Below are 13890 nucleotides of genomic sequence, written 5' to 3'. Positions count from 1 at the left end.
GGCCGCGCGATGGTCTATGTCAAATGGGTTTTCTGGGGGCTGTTCTGGTCCGGTGTAATTGCGTTTCTGCATTACACATTGCCGCAGCATGACGTGGTGCGGATTACGGATACCTATGAAAAGCGGGTCAATCCGGGTGACAATGCGCTGTTCTGGTCGAATGCCAATACCGGCGAGGATCCTTCGGCGACCGAGCGTGATGTGTTCTTCATCCAGACGTTCCGGGCCAATGAAAAGCCGATGATCTATCGCAACGAGGATACGGGTTGGGGCTGGCCGCCCTATTTCAAGTTCGACACCTCGAACCTACAGGCCGAAGCCTCGGATATGATGTCGAAGAAAGCTGCCGGGAATGCTCAATGGGTCGTCGTGCGCCATTATGGCTGGAGGATTGAGTTCTTTTCGATTTTTCCCAATGCAATCAGCATTTGGCCCGTCGAGGGGCCGGATGTGCGGATCATTCCTTGGGTCAAGATCGTGGTTCTTCTGATGCTCGCTGCTGCGGCATGGGCGATCCGGGTGCGTTGGCGGCGGTTTTGGCAAGGACGACAGGAAAAGGATGACACCGAATGGAGCGTCGGGCGCGGGTGAAAACCGCGCCCCAACGTTTCAGCGTTTGCCGTAGTAGAGGCCCACGACATGCTCTGCCTCGGCAAAGAACAGCCAGCGTGAGGCGGCAATCCCGGCGACATGGGCGATGACTGCGATCACAGCCAATGCATGGCTGAACGGCACCAGCAACAGCAGGACAGGCGAGGCATAGCCAAGACCAAAGGCAATGCCGCGGAGTTTCAGAGCATGTTTGCGCCCGACCTGAAAGACCAGTTCACGCAAAAGGTAATTCGGCCCGGTATGGGGTGGCTCGAAGGCGCGGACCGCGCCGATATGCCCGAGGCCCGTTGCTGTCGCCATATCCGTGCCCGAGGCTTTAAACGCACCATCGCCCCGCACCCACCAGAGGATTTGCAGAACGCCCGCAATCGGGATCAGGATGAGCGCTGTGCTGACCTGTCCCGCCAGAAGTGCGCCCCCAGCCAAGGAAATCGCGATCAAGAGCGCGGGGGTGAGCGGGGTCTTCCAGCGTGGCACGGTTTTGAGTTGGGCATAAATCATCGAGGTCGTGAACACGGTAGCAAGCGAGAGCGCTGAACCAAGCCAGCCGAGGAGCGCCAAGCGCTCATCGAAAAACACGAGCCCCGCACCATAGAGCGCCATCAACACAAGTGCAGCAACCGCGCACACGCCTTCGCGGCTGAGCCAGCTTGACCGCCATTGGCTAAACGCCTTCCATGCGCGTTCGGGATGCCCGAGGTGAAAGGTCGAAGCCATGAGCCCGCCCACAGCCAGTGCATAGCCGATGGCGAAAAAGGCAAAGGCAACCCAGCCCGTGACCGCAGGCAGGCCAAGACCCAGCCAGAAAAGCAGGCCGAAACCCAAACCTGAAAGCGTGGTGAAGACGATGACGGAAGGGGCGGGATGCATCAGAGCTTCTCCAAGGTCTTGTCGAGCCAGCCAAGGAAGCCCTTGGGTTCCTCAATCACGGGGGCCAGGAACGGTGCCAGAATGTCGATCTCGCCCACTGGTTTGGGTTGATCGAGCCGGTCCTTGGGGCGCGGCGGCAGGTATTTGTTGACGGGTTTGGTGCCCTGTTCCGGCATAAGGTCTAGGCCGCCGCGTTCGGCGGTCAGCTTTGAGACATTGCTTTCGGGATCGGCAAAATCGCCGAAATGGCGCGCACCGGCGGGGCAAGTGCGCACGCAGGCGGGAACGCGGTCTACCTCTGGAAGGTTCTCGTTATAGATGCGATCCACGCAAAGGGTGCATTTCTTCATGACACCCTCGGCTTGATCCATCTCTCGCGCGCCGTAGGGGCAGGCCCAGGCACAGAGACCACAGCCGATGCAATCGGTCTCGTTGACCAGAACGATCCCATCCTCCACCCGCTTGTAGCTGGCCCCGGTGGGGCAGACGGTGACGCAGGGCGCATCGTCGCAATGCAAGCAGGATTTGGGGAAATGTATCAGTTGTGCGGCGGGGTGCGGCATGGCAGAGGTTGCCAGCGGCTGCACCTCATAGCTGTGAACGCGGTTCAAGAAGGTGCCGGACGGATCGGCACCGTAGGGCTGCTGATCCGACAGTGGCGCACCGTAGTTTTCGGTGTTCCAGCCCTTGCAGGACACCACGCAGGCGTGACAGCCGACGCAGGTGTCAAGATCAATCACAAGGCCCAGTTTGCGGGTGGTGGATGCAGGAAGCGTTGTCATGCGCGGCGCTCCTCATTGATATGGGGCCGGATGCTCACCGGTTCTTCGCGGCTCTTGTCCCATGTGGCGATGAACCAGATGAACGAACCGACACTGAAGGCGACAAAGGCCAGAATGGCCAGCAATGTCAGGGTTTTGCCGCTCATTTCCCGACCTTCCATTCCAGATGGTCCGGGCCGTGTCCGACCGGCGATTTGATCGGGGCAAAGGCGGGCTGCGCCTCTGATGGCGCGGCGGCCTTGGCGATCTTGACGCGCAGGTCGAACCACGCCGCCTGTCCGGTGATCGGGTCAGAGTTGGACCATCTGAGGCCATCACCCTTGGGTGGCAAAAGCTCGTGGATGAGATGGTTGAGCAGGAAGCCGCGCGTCGCCTCGGGGGCATCGTCAGAGAGCGCCCAAGCGCCCTTGCGCTTGCCGATAGCGTTCCAAGTCCAGACCGTGTTCTCATTGAGTGCTGCCATATGGGCCACCGGCACGGTAATCTCGCCATGGGCAGAGGTGACACACGCCCAATCGCCTTCGCTAAACCCATGTTTCTCCCAGAGCTTGGTTGGCAGATAAAGCGGATTATGGCCGTGGATCTGGCGGAGCCATGCGTTTTGGGTGCCCCAAGAGTGATACATCGCCATCGGGCGCTGTGTCAGCGCGTGGACGGGGAATTCATCGGGATCGACATGCGCATCCTCGAACGGCGGATACCAGATCGGCAGCGGGTCCATCGTGGCCTTGATCCGCGCGCGCAGATGGTCCGGGGGTTGGCGGGTGCCGTGCCCCTCGGCGGCCAGTTGGAATTTGCGCATGGTTTCGACATAGAGATCAAAGACATAGGGCTGTGGCGTGTCAAAGAGACCCATGCCAACGGCCCAGGTCTGATAGGCCATGTTCCATGGTTTATAGTAATTCGCGCCGTCTGGGATGTGGCTGACGAAAAAGCCGCCGTTCTCGATGTAGCGGTTCAGCTGTTCGGGGTTGGGCGCACCGCGCCCGGTATCAGCGCCATCGCCGCGAAAGCCTGAAAGTGGGCCGATGCCGGGCTTACGCTCGTGATTGACGATGTAATCGGCGTAATCGGTGTATTTCGCTGCGCCATCCTCGGCGGTGAAGCCGGGCAATTTCATCTTGTTGGCCAGTTGCACTAGCACGGTTTGAAAGCCGCGCACATTTCGGTCAGGTTCGATCACCGGCCAACGAATGGCATCGGCGGCGGCATCCGCCTCGCAAATCGGGCGATCCAGCAGCGAGATACAATCGTGGCGTTCCAGATAGGTCGTATCGGGCAGGATCAGATCGGCATAGGCCACCATTTCAGAGCTATAGGCATCCGAATAGATGATGCGGGGAATGACATAATCGCCGCTCTCATCCTTGTCCGTCAGCATCTCGATCACGCCGCGCGTGTTCATCGAGGAGTTCCACGACATATTGGCCATGTACATGAACAGCGTGTCGATCTTGTAGGGATCGCCGGCATGGGCGTTGGAGATGACCATATGCATCAACCCATGCGCGGACATCGGATTTTCCCATGTAAACGCCTTGTCGATGCGGGCGGCCGTGCCGTCGGGCTTGAGCGCGAGATCTTCGGGGCCGCGCACAAAGCCCAGATGCGGGCCGTCGAGCGGGCAATCGGGTTGCACGCCGCAATGCGGTTTGGGATGGGCGCTGACGGGCTTTGGATAGGGCGGCTTAAAGCGGAAACCGCCGGGCACTTCGACGGTCCCGAGCAGGATTTGCAGGACGTGCAGGGCGCGTGCCGTCTGAAAGCCATTGGAATGGGCCGAAATCCCCCGCATGGCGTGAAAGCTGACCGGGCGGCCTGTCATGGTCTGATGCGTCTCGCCCCGGAAATCGGTCCATTCGTGATTTAGGGTGATTTCCTCTTCGAACGCCACGCGAGCAATCTCGGCGGCGATGCGTCGGATTTTATCCGGCGTGACGCCGCAGCGCGCGGCGACCGCTTCGGGGGCGTATTGCGGATCGAGGTAGCGCTCTGCCATCAGGTGCATGACGGGACGGTGGGTGATGCCATCGGCATCGTATGTGGCGCTGAGGTCGGGGCGCACACCGGGTTTATCAAAGGCGGTAAGCGCGCCGGTGGCCCGGTCGATCACCAGCGGTTTGCCATCGGCGTCGCGCAGGAAAAGGCCATGTTCGGGCGATTTGGGGTCGGCATTCACCAGCACTGGCGCATTGGTGTAACGGGCGAGATAGTTGAGGTCGATCTTGCCTGCCTGCATCAGTTCGTGAATGAGAGACAGGATGAAAAGCCCATCAGTTCCGGGGGTTATGCCGACCCAATCATCGGCCACGGCATTGTAACCCGAGCGGATCGGGTTCACGCCAATGACGCGCGCGCCGCGCGCCTTGATCCGGCCAATGCCCATCTTGATCGGATTGCTATCATGGTCTTCGGCTACGCCAAAAAGGATGAAAAGCTTGGTATGGTCCCAATCCGGCTGGCCAAATTCCCAGAAGGCACCGCCCATGGTGTAGATGCCCGCCGCGGCCATGTTGACCGAGCAAAAGCCGCCGTGTGCTGCGTAGTTCGGCGTGCCGAAATTCTGCGCCCAAAAGCTGGTGAAAGACTGCGATTGATCGCGTCCGGTGAAAAACGCGAGCTTTGATGGATCGGATTTGCGGATCGGTTCAAGCCAATCACAAGCGATTTGCAGCGCCTCGTCCCAAGAGATTTCCTGAAACTCGCCCGAGCCTCGGGGGCCGACACGTTTCAGGGGGGCGCGCAGGCGCGAGGGGGCGTTGACCTGCATGATGCCGGCAGAGCCCTTGGCGCAGAGCACGCCTTTGTTCACGGGGTGATCGCGGTTGCCCTCGATATACGCGACTGTGCCGGCTTTGAGATGCACATTGATCCCACAACGACAGGCGCACATGTAACAGGTGGTTTTGCGCACCTCATCCGAGACATGCGGCGAGGTGTTGATGCGTGGCTGATGTGTCATGGCTGGCCTTTGTCCTCTGTCGGCGTCACGTTATGGCAGATGAAACCCAATCGCGACCATCTTCTTGATTATTTTCATTTCCTGAAAACATATCTCGGAAATTCTGAATTTAACGGTCTTTTTTCCCAATTTTCACCTCAGTCGTCAGACAGCAGGCGTTGCGCATCGCCTGCAATCATGCGTTCCTCTTGGGCGGGAATGATCCAGCAGGCGATGCCAGAGCTGTGGGCGTGCAAGCGGGTGTCACCCGCTGCATTGGCGCGCGCGTCGATCTGTGCCCCGAGCCAAGAGAGCCCATCCATGATCCGGGCGCGCACGGGGGCGGCGTTTTCGCCGATGCCGCCGGTAAAGGCCACGGCATCCAGCCCCTGCATTGCGGCGATGAGCGATCCGGCGTGCCGGATGGCCCAATAGCAAAAATGCTCTACCGCGAAGGTGCTTGCCGGGGATGGGTCTGTGAGCAGGGCGCGCATGTCCGAGAGGCCGCCCGAGAGGCCGCGCAGCCCGCTTTCCTTGTTCAGAAGGTGATGGGTGGCAGCGATGCCATCTTCCTCGGCCAATCGCAGCACCGCGTTGCCGTCGATCATGCCGGTGCGGGTGCCCATGGTCAGCCCCTCAAGAGGTGAGTAGCCCATTGATGTTGCGATAGATTCCCCGTCACGGATGGCGCAGATCGACGCGCCGTTGCCAAGGTGAAAGGCCAAGAGGCGAGAGGGTAGGGGCGTGCCGGTCAAACCGGGCAGGCTGTCAACGAGAGAGGCATAGGAAATGCCATGAAAGCCATAGCGCCGGATGCCGCGCGCCTCGATCTGAGGCGGCAGGGCATAGCGGGTGGCGACCTCGGGGTTGCTCGCGTGAAAGGCGGTGTCGAACGCGGCCACCTGCGGCAAGTCGGGGGCGAGGGCGGCCAATGTCTCGATCGCAGCGATATTGTGGGGGTTGTGCAGGGGCGCGAGCGGCGTGCAGGATTTGATCGCGCGGAGCACCTCGGGGGTGATGCGCGTGGGCTGTGTCAGTGTCGTGCCACCATGCACCACGCGATGTGCGGCGGCGGCAAAGCGACTTATTGGAAAACCTTTGGTTTCAAGCGCTTGTAGGATAGCGTGCAGGGCGGTTGCATGGTCTGGGAAGGCTTGGGTCGTTTTTACGTCGCCCAGTTTGAGCGTGCCGGGGCCGCCGATACCATCGGCGATCCCGGTCAATACTTGGGTAAGCTGGCCGTCAAAAACGGCGAGCTTGATCGAGGATGACCCGGCATTCAGGACCAGAACAAGATCGCTGTTGCCGGGTTTCGACATGGGTCAGACCTGCTGCTCGCGCATGTCGGCGGGGTCGATCCCGGCGACAGCCACGGGTTTCTTCATCGCGTCGCGACGGAACGGTTCACCCAGTTCTTGATTGATCATGGCCTCGATAAGCGTGGTCTTGCCGTGTTCCATCTGATCCTTGATCGCGGTGTTGAGCGCGTCGGTCAGTTCCTCCATCGTGCGGGCGATGACGCCCTTGAGGCCACAGGCCTGCGCGATACCGGCATAGCTAACCTGTTGATCCAGCTCTGTTCCGACGAAATTGTCGTCAAACCAAAGGGTTGAGTTGCGCTTTTCGGCGCCCCACTGGTAGTTGCGGAACACGATCTGCGTCACGGCGGGCCATTCGCCGCGACCGATGGCGGTCAGTTCGTTGACCGCGATGCCAAAGGCACCGTCGCCGGCAAAGCCTACAACCGGCACATCGGGCTGGCCGATTTTTGCACCAACGATGGAGGGCAGGCCATAACCGCAGGGGCCAAAGAGGCCGGGGGCGAGATATTTGCGGCCCTCTTCAAACGATGGGTAGGCATTGCCGATGGCGCAGTTGTTGCCAATATCGGAGGAAATGATCGCTTCGCGCGGCAGGGCGGATTGGATCGCGCGCCAAGCCATACGGGGGCTCATCCAATCGGGTTTGTCAGCGCGGGCACGTTCGTTCCAGCTTGTGCCGGGATCGTCATCCTCGTGGTCCATCGAGCTGAGCTGTTGTGCCCATGTCGATTTTGTCTGTGCGATCAAGGCTTTGCGGTCGGCGCGGTCGGTGTCGCCCGCGCTTTCACCCAAATGGGCGAGGATCGAAGTAGCGACTTTCTTGGCGTCGCCGACGATGCCCACGGTTACTTTCTTGGTGAGGCCGATACGGTCGGGGTTGATATCGACCTGAATGATTTTGGCCTCTTTGGGCCAATAGTCGATGCCGTATCCCGGCAGGGTCGAGAACGGGTTGAGGCGGGTGCCAAGGCAGAGCACGACATCGGCGCGCGAGATCAGCTCCATCCCTGCTTTTGAACCGTTATAGCCCAAAGGCCCGGCGAAAAGCGGGTGCGAACCGGGGAAGGCGTCATTGTGCTGATAGCCGACGCAGACCGGGGCATCGAGGCGTTCGGCCAGTTGGCGCGAGGCGTCGATACCATCCGCGAGCACCACGCCCGCGCCGTTGAGGATGACGGGAAACTTGGCCTCGGTCAGCAGTTTGGCAGCATCGGCAATCGCGCCTTCGCCACCCGAGGGGCGCTCAAACTCGACAATTGCGGGCAATTCGATGTCGATGACTTGGGTCCAGAAATCGCGGGGGATGTTGATCTGGGCTGGTGCGGATGCACGTTTTGCTTTGAGAATCACACGGTTAAGAGTTTCTGCGATGCGGGTAGGGTCGCGCACCTCTTCCTGATAGGCGACCATATCTTCGAACAGTTTCATCTGTTCGACCTCTTGGAAGCCGCCCTGACCAATGGTCTTGTTGGCGGCTTGCGGGGTCACGAGCAGCAGGGGGGTATGGTTCCAATAGGCGGTTTTGACGGCGGTCACGAAATTTGTGATGCCGGGACCGTTCTGAGCGATCATCATCGACATCTTGCCGGTGGCACGCGTGTAGCCATCGGCCATCATGCCGGCAGAGCCCTCATGCGCGCAATCCCAAAAGGTGATCCCGGCCTTGGGGAAAATATCCGAGATCGGCATCATGGCAGAGCCAATGATCCCAAAAGCGTGTTGGATTCCATGCAGTTGCAGGGTTTTGACAAAGGCCTCTTCGGTGGTCATCTTCATCGGCTGGGTCCTCTGGATCGGGCGCGCAGTGGCGGTTAAAGGGATATCTGAAGCGAAACTAGCGGTGTGTGGGGGTTACTTCTAGGGCCAGAAGGCAACGTAGGGTAAGGCCAGAAGATTTTAAAAATGAGAATAGGGGTATCAAAAATTGGAAGTTATAGTTTTCTGGCTGCTCTGATGGATGAATGGTGAAATCATTTAATATGTTGATTGTAGTCAATAATATTTGAATTCATCTCCTAAGGGCCCTGTCCGAAGGCCGAGGCCAATTCCCGCGCGATATGGGCAATTCCTTGGGGGATGCGGTCTGAAGGGATCGAGGAATAAGCGAGACGATAGAAATTGCGTGGTCTGTCGGTGCCGTGAAAGAAAGGATGCCCCGGCTCGATCAACACGCCCGACTGCCGGAGGGCGTTATCAATCTGGCCCATGTCTATGTGATCCGGGGCCTGCATCCAGATGGAGGAGCCGCCAAAAACGCCACGCCCGGCGACGTCAAGACCGTGATCAGCCAAGGCGCTCTCCATCACGCTGCGGCGGCGCGCAAAGACCTGACCCATGCGGCGCACGAGGCTGTCGTAGTGACCAAGCGAGAGGAAATAGGCCGCTGTGCGCTGAATATGGCCCGGCGGATGGCGCAGAACCGAGGCGCGCAGGGCGCGACACTCTCGAATAAATGATTTGGAACCAACAAGGTAGCCAAGCCTTAGGCCTGGAAAGATCGACTTGGAGAAGGAACCCACGTAGATCACCCGCCCCTCGGTATCGAGGGATTTCAGGGCCGGAAGGGGTGCGCGGAGAAAGGAGACCTCGAACTCGTAGTCATCCTCAACGATCAGCGCCTCCATCTCGGCGGCGCGGGTGAGCAGCGCCTTGCGCCGCGCAAGGGGCATGGTGGCGTTGGTCGGGGCCTGATGGCTGGGCGTGGTAAAGATCACGTCGGCCTGATCGGGCAGGTTTTCCGGCGGCAGACCGTCGCGATCGACGTCCACCGGCATGAGGTGACAACGCGATTGCATGAGAATGTCGCGCAGAGCGTGATAGCAGGGGTTTTCGATCGCGGCGGTGCGGCGTTGGGTCAAGAGCACCTGCGCGGTGAGCCATAAAGCATTCTGCGCGCCCATTGTGACAAGGATTTCATCGGGTTGCGCGATGATGCCGCGACGCGGCAAAGTGTGGCGGGCGATAAACTCGATCAGTTTAGGATCGTCTTGATCGTAGTAATCTGCGGTGAGGGCCTGAAAATCCTTGGCCCCAAGCGCCTGTAGCGCGCAGTGACGCCAGTTGGCGTGATCGAAGAGCGCGGGATCGGTCTGGCCGTAGATGAAGGGATAGGGGTAACGCGCCCAATCCTGTGGCTTTTCGGGCGTATCGCCGCCGGTGAAGCGGCGGCCAAGTGCGCGGGACCAATCAATCGTGTCGCCGCGTGGTGCGGGGGCTGTGAAGGCCGGAGGTTCTGGTGCGTTTTCAGAGACATAGTAGCCGGAACGGTCGCGCGAGGCGAGGTAATCATTGGCCTGCAATTCGGTCAAGGCCAGGGTCACGGTGATGCGGCTGACACCCAGATGTGCGGCGAGTTTGCGGGAAGAGGGCAGTTTCTCGCCCTTGCGAAAGCGGCCTGACAGGATGCCCTGCGCGATCATCTGCTGGATCTGCGCCTGAAGCGTGCCCTCAGCCTCGGGGGCGAGAAAAAAGGTTTCGACCGGAATCGCCATAGGGACAGATTAGACTGGACTTATGGCGTGTGCAATCTGGTCTGGTGTGGCGCGCGTCTGGGGATCGTAAGCTGTGTAAGGTCCGTAAGGGGATTTTGTAAGGTCGTTCACGGCGTGGGAAAGGCGGCGTTGAAGGCCGTGTCGCCCTTTGGGGTGAATCGGACGATCCGGGTACCGGGGACGCGGTGCGCCCAACCCAGAGCCTCGATATGCGCGAGCAGGCCACGCCCCAGGCGCCCGGCCAGATGGGCGCGCCGTTCGGACCAGTCGAGGCAGTCGCGGCACATGGCTGTGCGGGGCGACGGGAGGTGGTCTGGGTCAAGCCCGAGGGAGGTGATGAAGCGGTGGCCGCTGTCGGTGAGCGTGAGGGTTGTGTCGTCCTGCTGGAGAAAGCCGCGTGCGCGCAGGCTGTCATACATCCGGGTGCCCATGTCGCCTGCGAGGTGGTTGTAACAGACGCGGGCGCGGCGCAAAGCCGGGTCGCGCGGACCGGGGCGGGTGCGCAGGTGGCCCGCGCCTGCCGCGATGCCCATCAGGGCCTCAATAAGATGCGCCACCTCATCCGAGGCGAGGCGGGTGTATCTGTGCCGCCCCTGTCGCGTTTGGGTGACAAGGCCGCCTGCTTCGAGACGGGCCAGATGAGCGGAGGCGGTTTGCGCGGTCACGCCCGCCTCTGCCGCCAGTTCGGTGGCGGTGAGAGCCTTGCCGCTCATCAAAGCGGTTAGGATGTTGGCGCGGGCCGGGTCGCCGATGAGGGCGGCGATGCGGGCGATGTCGGGGCCTGTTTTCATAGTTCGATGGTAGCCGAAGCATTAACGCCGCGCAATCGGGTAGATCTGGGGCTGCAACCATTTGGAAAGGAGTGCCGTGCCATGCTGACATGTGTGATTCGCTATCATATCGACCCAACCAAGAGAGAGGAGTTTGCACACTATGCCCGCAACTGGGGTGAGGCGATCCCGCGCTGTGGGGCGGATCTGATCGGATATTATGCCCCGCATGAAGGCAGCAGCACGCTGGCCTATGGCATTTACAACATCCCCTCTTTGGCAGCTTATGAGGCCTATCGCGGGCGGCTGGCCGATGATCCGCTGGGGCGCGAGAACTATGAGTTTGCGCAGCGCGAGAGGTTCTTGTTGCGTGAGGACCGCGTTTTCTTGAAGCTGGTGAGCGGAGGGGGATGATGGAAACTGTCGGGCTGGCGCGGTGGTGCGCAGGCGGCAGACGGGGGCAAGCGGCCATGGTGGAGGAGTGCCGCCCAAGCGGAAAGCCGAGGCAAAAAGCCGTGGAAGAGAGCCGAGGCGATAGGCTAGAGCAGAGAGCCAAGGCAAGCGGTCACAGTATGCAGCCAAGGACCGCAGTAATGGCAAACGGCGCAGGCAAGCGGGAGGGTGTGAGATGATTGCAGTGATATTCGAGGTGATCCCCGGTGAGGGGCAAAAGGAGCCGTATCTGGAGATGGCGGCCAAGATGCGCCCCCTGGCCGAGGCGATTCCCGGCTTTATCAGCGTCGAGCGGTTTGAGAGCCTGACCCAACCCGGCAAGCTATTGTCGCTGTCGTTCTGGGAGGATGAGGCGGCGGTGATCCGGTGGCGGCAACTGGCGGAACATCGCGGGGCGCAAAGGGCGGGGCGTCAGGTGATGTTTGACGACTACCGTTTGCGGGTGGTTAGCGTGATCCGGGATTACGGCATGCATGAGCGGGATGAAGCCCCCGAAGACAGTCGTGCGGCGCATGGCGGCTGAGCTTGGGTGCACGGTGGCGGATGTTGACGCCAGAGGTCTGGCAGAACGCTGAGACGGGGCTGGCGGGATCAGGCGCGCAAGGGCGCTGTGGCTGGGTTTCGGGCAAGGATTACGAGCGCCAAGGATTTGACTGGCATGCCCCGGCTAGGCGCAGGGCGCGGGCGTGATGGTGAGGGGCGCAGGGACGTGGTAGAAAAGGAGCAAGGTGCAGGGGCCTGACACAATCTTCGCCAAGCTGTGATTTGTACCCATGCGGTGATGCCGTTAGCCAATGGGTGTTTGGAACGGGGATCGGTGCATATGGCATTTCACGAAAAGATTACTCTGTCATCGCAGGACAAGATGGATGCTGTGGCGCTGTTGGTGCTGCGGTTGGGATTGGCGTGGTTCATTTTCCTGTGGGCGGCGCATAAGATCATCACGCCGGGGCAGTATCAGGATCTTGCGCGCAATTTCGACGGGGTCGAGGTGAGCCTGAGCCAAGTGTACCTTGCGGGGGGCGCGCAGATCGCGCTCTGCCTGTTGGTGGCGCTGGGGGTGCTGCGGTATTTTTCCTATGGCAGCCTGTTGATCATGCATTTCTTTACCGTGACGCGGCGCTGGGAGGGATTTTTTGATCCCTTCGCCGTCAATGAGCGGGGGTTCCCGGTAAACCGCAATCAGGTGATTGATCTGGCGGTTCTGGCGGCACTGATCGCCTTGGTGCTGCTGATCCGCCGGGATCATTTCAGCGTGGGCGGCTGGTTGGCGCGGCATGACCGGGCGCGGTGGTGGATGTAGAGATTGGCACTGGCGCGGGCGGGATGGGCTGCCTAAAAGGGGCAGGACCACATCTGAAAGGACATCCCATGAGTGAGATTACCCGTCTTCATACCGGCCCCCGCATGAGCCAAGCGGTTGTGCATAACGGCATCGTCTATCTGGCAGGGCAGGTTGGCAAGCCCGGTGACAATGTGACCGAGCAGACCAAAAGCTGTCTGGCGCAGGTCGATGCCTTGTTGGCAGAGACCGGAAGCGACAAGACGCGCATTCTGCAAACCATCGTGTGGCTTGCGGATATGAAGGATTTTGCCGAGATGAACGCGGTTTGGGATGCCTGGGTGCCGCAGGGCCACACGCCCGCGCGCGCGGCGGGTGAGGCGAAGCTTGCGACGCCGGATTATCTGGTCGAATTCATCGTGACGGCGGCGCAGAAGTAAGGGTTTGCCCCGTCTTTGCGTCTTGTGATGCGTGTCCCGGGTTTGACCCGGGACCTTTGCTTTGCTGGGCGAGAGGCCCCGGGTCAGGCCCGGGGCGTGAACCGCGACGTAAAACCCGCCTTGGAGTGATCCGGGGCGGGTTTTTTGCGCGCCTTAGCTGCGCAGGGCGGGCAGGCCGATGCCCGTCGCCTCGAACCCGCCATCGACGGCGATGATCTGGCCGGTCACATAGCTCGCGGCGGGTGAGCAGAGGAAGGTGATGACCGATGCGATTTCATCCTCGCTGCCGTAGCGGTTGAGGGGGATCGCATCGTGGTAGGCGGCGATGATGTCGGGGGTATGCACGGCCATGGCGAGTTTGGTCGCGACCGGGCCGGGGCAGACGCAATTGGCGCGCACGCCGAATTCGCCCAATTCCGCCGCCTGTTGCAGGGTCAGGTGTTTGACGGCGGCCTTGGAGGTGCCATAGGCCACGCGCAGGGTCGAGGCGCGCAGGCCAGAGATGGAGGCGATGTTGACGATGGCACCGCGGGCGTCACAGAGCGCCGGGCGCAGTGCTTGGCTCATCAGGAACACACCGTCGAGATTGGTGTCCATCACGGTGCGCCAACGGGCGAAATCGGTTTCGGCGAGGGGGCCGAAATCGGCCACGCCCGCGTTGTTAACGAGGGCGTCAACCGAGGGGGCGGTGGCGGTGACATGGGCGGCCATCTGCGCCACCTGATCGGGCTGCGAGACATCGCAGAGCACCGGATCAACGCCCGAGAGCGGGTTTGCCGCCTCTTGTAGGGCTGCGGCGTCGCGGTCGATCATCACCACGCGCCAGCCCATGGCCAGAAATTGCCGGGTGGTGGCCAGGCCGATGCCGCGCGCGGCCCCGGTGACGACAGCGGTTTTCGGGGCGGCGGTTTTTGGGCTGTCGGTCAT

The 13890-nt window shown here is 61.0% G+C and carries 14 protein-coding genes; 5 read left to right on the top strand and 9 right to left on the bottom strand.

Features of this window, described 5'->3' with window-relative positions; translation table 11 throughout:
• Window positions 1-9 precede the first annotated feature (9 nt).
• On the top strand, window positions 10-591 hold the full coding sequence (locus ACLGGT_RS04785) for a DUF1523 family protein (protein WP_008279552.1): 582 nt from the start codon (window positions 10-12) through the stop codon (window positions 589-591).
• Window positions 592-609: 18 nt separating this feature from the next.
• On the opposite strand, the gene ACLGGT_RS04780 is transcribed toward ACLGGT_RS04785, so the two are convergent.
• The 8 genes from ACLGGT_RS04780 to ACLGGT_RS04745 all read right to left on the bottom strand — a co-directional run bounded on the left by ACLGGT_RS04780 (window position 610) and on the right by ACLGGT_RS04745 (window position 10809).
• Window positions 610-1482, bottom strand: a complete 873-nt coding sequence (locus ACLGGT_RS04780; RefSeq protein ID WP_437195159.1) for a dimethyl sulfoxide reductase anchor subunit family protein — start codon at window positions 1480-1482, stop codon at window positions 610-612.
• The gene (locus ACLGGT_RS04775; RefSeq protein WP_151977956.1) at window positions 1482-2264 is read right to left on the bottom strand and encodes a 4Fe-4S dicluster domain-containing protein; all 783 of its coding nucleotides are present in this window, start codon (window positions 2262-2264) and stop codon (window positions 1482-1484) included. Before ACLGGT_RS04775 ends, ACLGGT_RS04780 begins: the two co-directional genes overlap by 1 nt.
• Entirely contained in the window at window positions 2261-2410 is a 150-nt protein-coding gene (locus ACLGGT_RS04770) for a hypothetical protein (protein ID WP_198133556.1), read from the bottom strand. The genes ACLGGT_RS04775 and ACLGGT_RS04770 overlap by 4 nt, the downstream gene beginning before the upstream one ends.
• Entirely contained in the window at window positions 2407-5226 is a 2820-nt protein-coding gene (locus tag ACLGGT_RS04765; RefSeq protein ID WP_437195158.1) for a molybdopterin oxidoreductase family protein, read from the bottom strand. The genes ACLGGT_RS04770 and ACLGGT_RS04765 overlap by 4 nt, the downstream gene beginning before the upstream one ends.
• 137 nt (window positions 5227-5363) lie before the next feature.
• A complete protein-coding gene (locus ACLGGT_RS04760; protein WP_081507462.1) occupies window positions 5364-6524 on the bottom strand; it encodes an acetate/propionate family kinase in 1161 nt (386 codons plus the stop codon).
• 3 nt (window positions 6525-6527) lie between these two features.
• Entirely contained in the window at window positions 6528-8303 is a 1776-nt protein-coding gene (gene xsc / locus ACLGGT_RS04755; RefSeq protein ID WP_008279546.1) for a sulfoacetaldehyde acetyltransferase, read from the bottom strand.
• Window positions 8304-8542: 239 nt separating this feature from the next.
• The gene (locus ACLGGT_RS04750; RefSeq protein ID WP_437195157.1) at window positions 8543-10018 is read right to left on the bottom strand and encodes a PLP-dependent aminotransferase family protein; all 1476 of its coding nucleotides are present in this window, start codon (window positions 10016-10018) and stop codon (window positions 8543-8545) included.
• Between the two features lie 107 nt (window positions 10019-10125).
• A complete protein-coding gene (locus ACLGGT_RS04745) occupies window positions 10126-10809 on the bottom strand; it encodes an ArsR/SmtB family transcription factor (RefSeq protein ID WP_437195156.1) in 684 nt (227 codons plus the stop codon).
• Between the two features lie 81 nt (window positions 10810-10890).
• On the opposite strand from ACLGGT_RS04745, the gene ACLGGT_RS04740 reads away from it, so the two are divergent.
• From ACLGGT_RS04740 to ACLGGT_RS04725, 4 genes are all read left to right on the top strand, one after another.
• Window positions 10891-11202, top strand: coding sequence for an NIPSNAP family protein (locus ACLGGT_RS04740; RefSeq protein ID WP_437195155.1), 312 nt, complete (start codon window positions 10891-10893; stop codon window positions 11200-11202).
• A 214-nt stretch (window positions 11203-11416) separates the two neighbouring features.
• Window positions 11417-11764 (top strand): antibiotic biosynthesis monooxygenase family protein, encoded by a 348-nt coding sequence (locus tag ACLGGT_RS04735; RefSeq protein ID WP_008279542.1) that lies wholly within the window; start codon window positions 11417-11419, stop codon window positions 11762-11764.
• Window positions 11765-12064: 300 nt separating this feature from the next.
• Window positions 12065-12544 carry a hypothetical protein gene (locus tag ACLGGT_RS04730; RefSeq protein ID WP_081507467.1) on the top strand — a complete coding sequence of 160 codons (480 nt, stop codon included), beginning with the start codon at window positions 12065-12067 and terminating at the stop codon, window positions 12542-12544.
• Between the two features lie 68 nt (window positions 12545-12612).
• The gene (locus ACLGGT_RS04725; protein ID WP_296631987.1) at window positions 12613-12963 is read left to right on the top strand and encodes a RidA family protein; all 351 of its coding nucleotides are present in this window, start codon (window positions 12613-12615) and stop codon (window positions 12961-12963) included.
• 153 nt (window positions 12964-13116) lie between these two features.
• Here ACLGGT_RS04725 and ACLGGT_RS04720 read toward each other — a convergent pair whose 3' ends face one another.
• Window positions 13117-13890, bottom strand: coding sequence for an SDR family NAD(P)-dependent oxidoreductase (locus ACLGGT_RS04720; protein WP_421999701.1), 774 nt, complete (start codon window positions 13888-13890; stop codon window positions 13117-13119).

It is taken from the genome of Roseovarius sp. MS2, from assembly GCF_051447875.1.
GTDB classification, from domain to species: Bacteria; Pseudomonadota; Alphaproteobacteria; order Rhodobacterales; family Rhodobacteraceae; genus Roseovarius; species Roseovarius mucosus_A.
This window is presented reverse-complemented; position numbering and strand designations above follow the sequence as displayed.

Bases quoted from the DNA above. Each gene is read 5' to 3' on its own strand.
- ACLGGT_RS04735 (WP_008279542.1), top strand. From the start codon at position 11,417: ATGATTGCAGTGATATTCGAGGTGATCCCCGGTGAGGGGCAAAAGGAG.
- ACLGGT_RS04745 (WP_437195156.1), bottom strand. From the start codon at position 10,809: ATGAAAACAGGCCCCGACATCGCCCGCATCGCCGCCCTCATCGGCGAC.
- ACLGGT_RS04775 (WP_151977956.1), bottom strand. From the start codon at position 2,264: ATGACAACGCTTCCTGCATCCACCACCCGCAAACTGGGCCTTGTGATT.
- ACLGGT_RS04740 (WP_437195155.1), top strand. From the start codon at position 10,891: ATGCTGACATGTGTGATTCGCTATCATATCGACCCAACCAAGAGAGAG.
- ACLGGT_RS04720 (WP_421999701.1), bottom strand. From the start codon at position 13,890: ATGACCGACAGCCCAAAAACCGCCGCCCCGAAAACCGCTGTCGTCACC.
- ACLGGT_RS04750 (WP_437195157.1), bottom strand. From the start codon at position 10,018: ATGGCGATTCCGGTCGAAACCTTTTTTCTCGCCCCCGAGGCTGAGGGC.
- ACLGGT_RS04765 (WP_437195158.1), bottom strand. From the start codon at position 5,226: ATGACACATCAGCCACGCATCAACACCTCGCCGCATGTCTCGGATGAG.
- ACLGGT_RS04730 (WP_081507467.1), top strand. From the start codon at position 12,065: ATGGCATTTCACGAAAAGATTACTCTGTCATCGCAGGACAAGATGGAT.
- ACLGGT_RS04770 (WP_198133556.1), bottom strand. From the start codon at position 2,410: ATGAGCGGCAAAACCCTGACATTGCTGGCCATTCTGGCCTTTGTCGCC.
- xsc (WP_008279546.1), bottom strand. From the start codon at position 8,303: ATGAAGATGACCACCGAAGAGGCCTTTGTCAAAACCCTGCAACTGCAT.
- ACLGGT_RS04725 (WP_296631987.1), top strand. From the start codon at position 12,613: ATGAGTGAGATTACCCGTCTTCATACCGGCCCCCGCATGAGCCAAGCG.
- ACLGGT_RS04780 (WP_437195159.1), bottom strand. From the start codon at position 1,482: ATGCATCCCGCCCCTTCCGTCATCGTCTTCACCACGCTTTCAGGTTTG.
- ACLGGT_RS04760 (WP_081507462.1), bottom strand. From the start codon at position 6,524: ATGTCGAAACCCGGCAACAGCGATCTTGTTCTGGTCCTGAATGCCGGG.
- ACLGGT_RS04785 (WP_008279552.1), top strand. From the start codon at position 10: ATGGTCTATGTCAAATGGGTTTTCTGGGGGCTGTTCTGGTCCGGTGTA.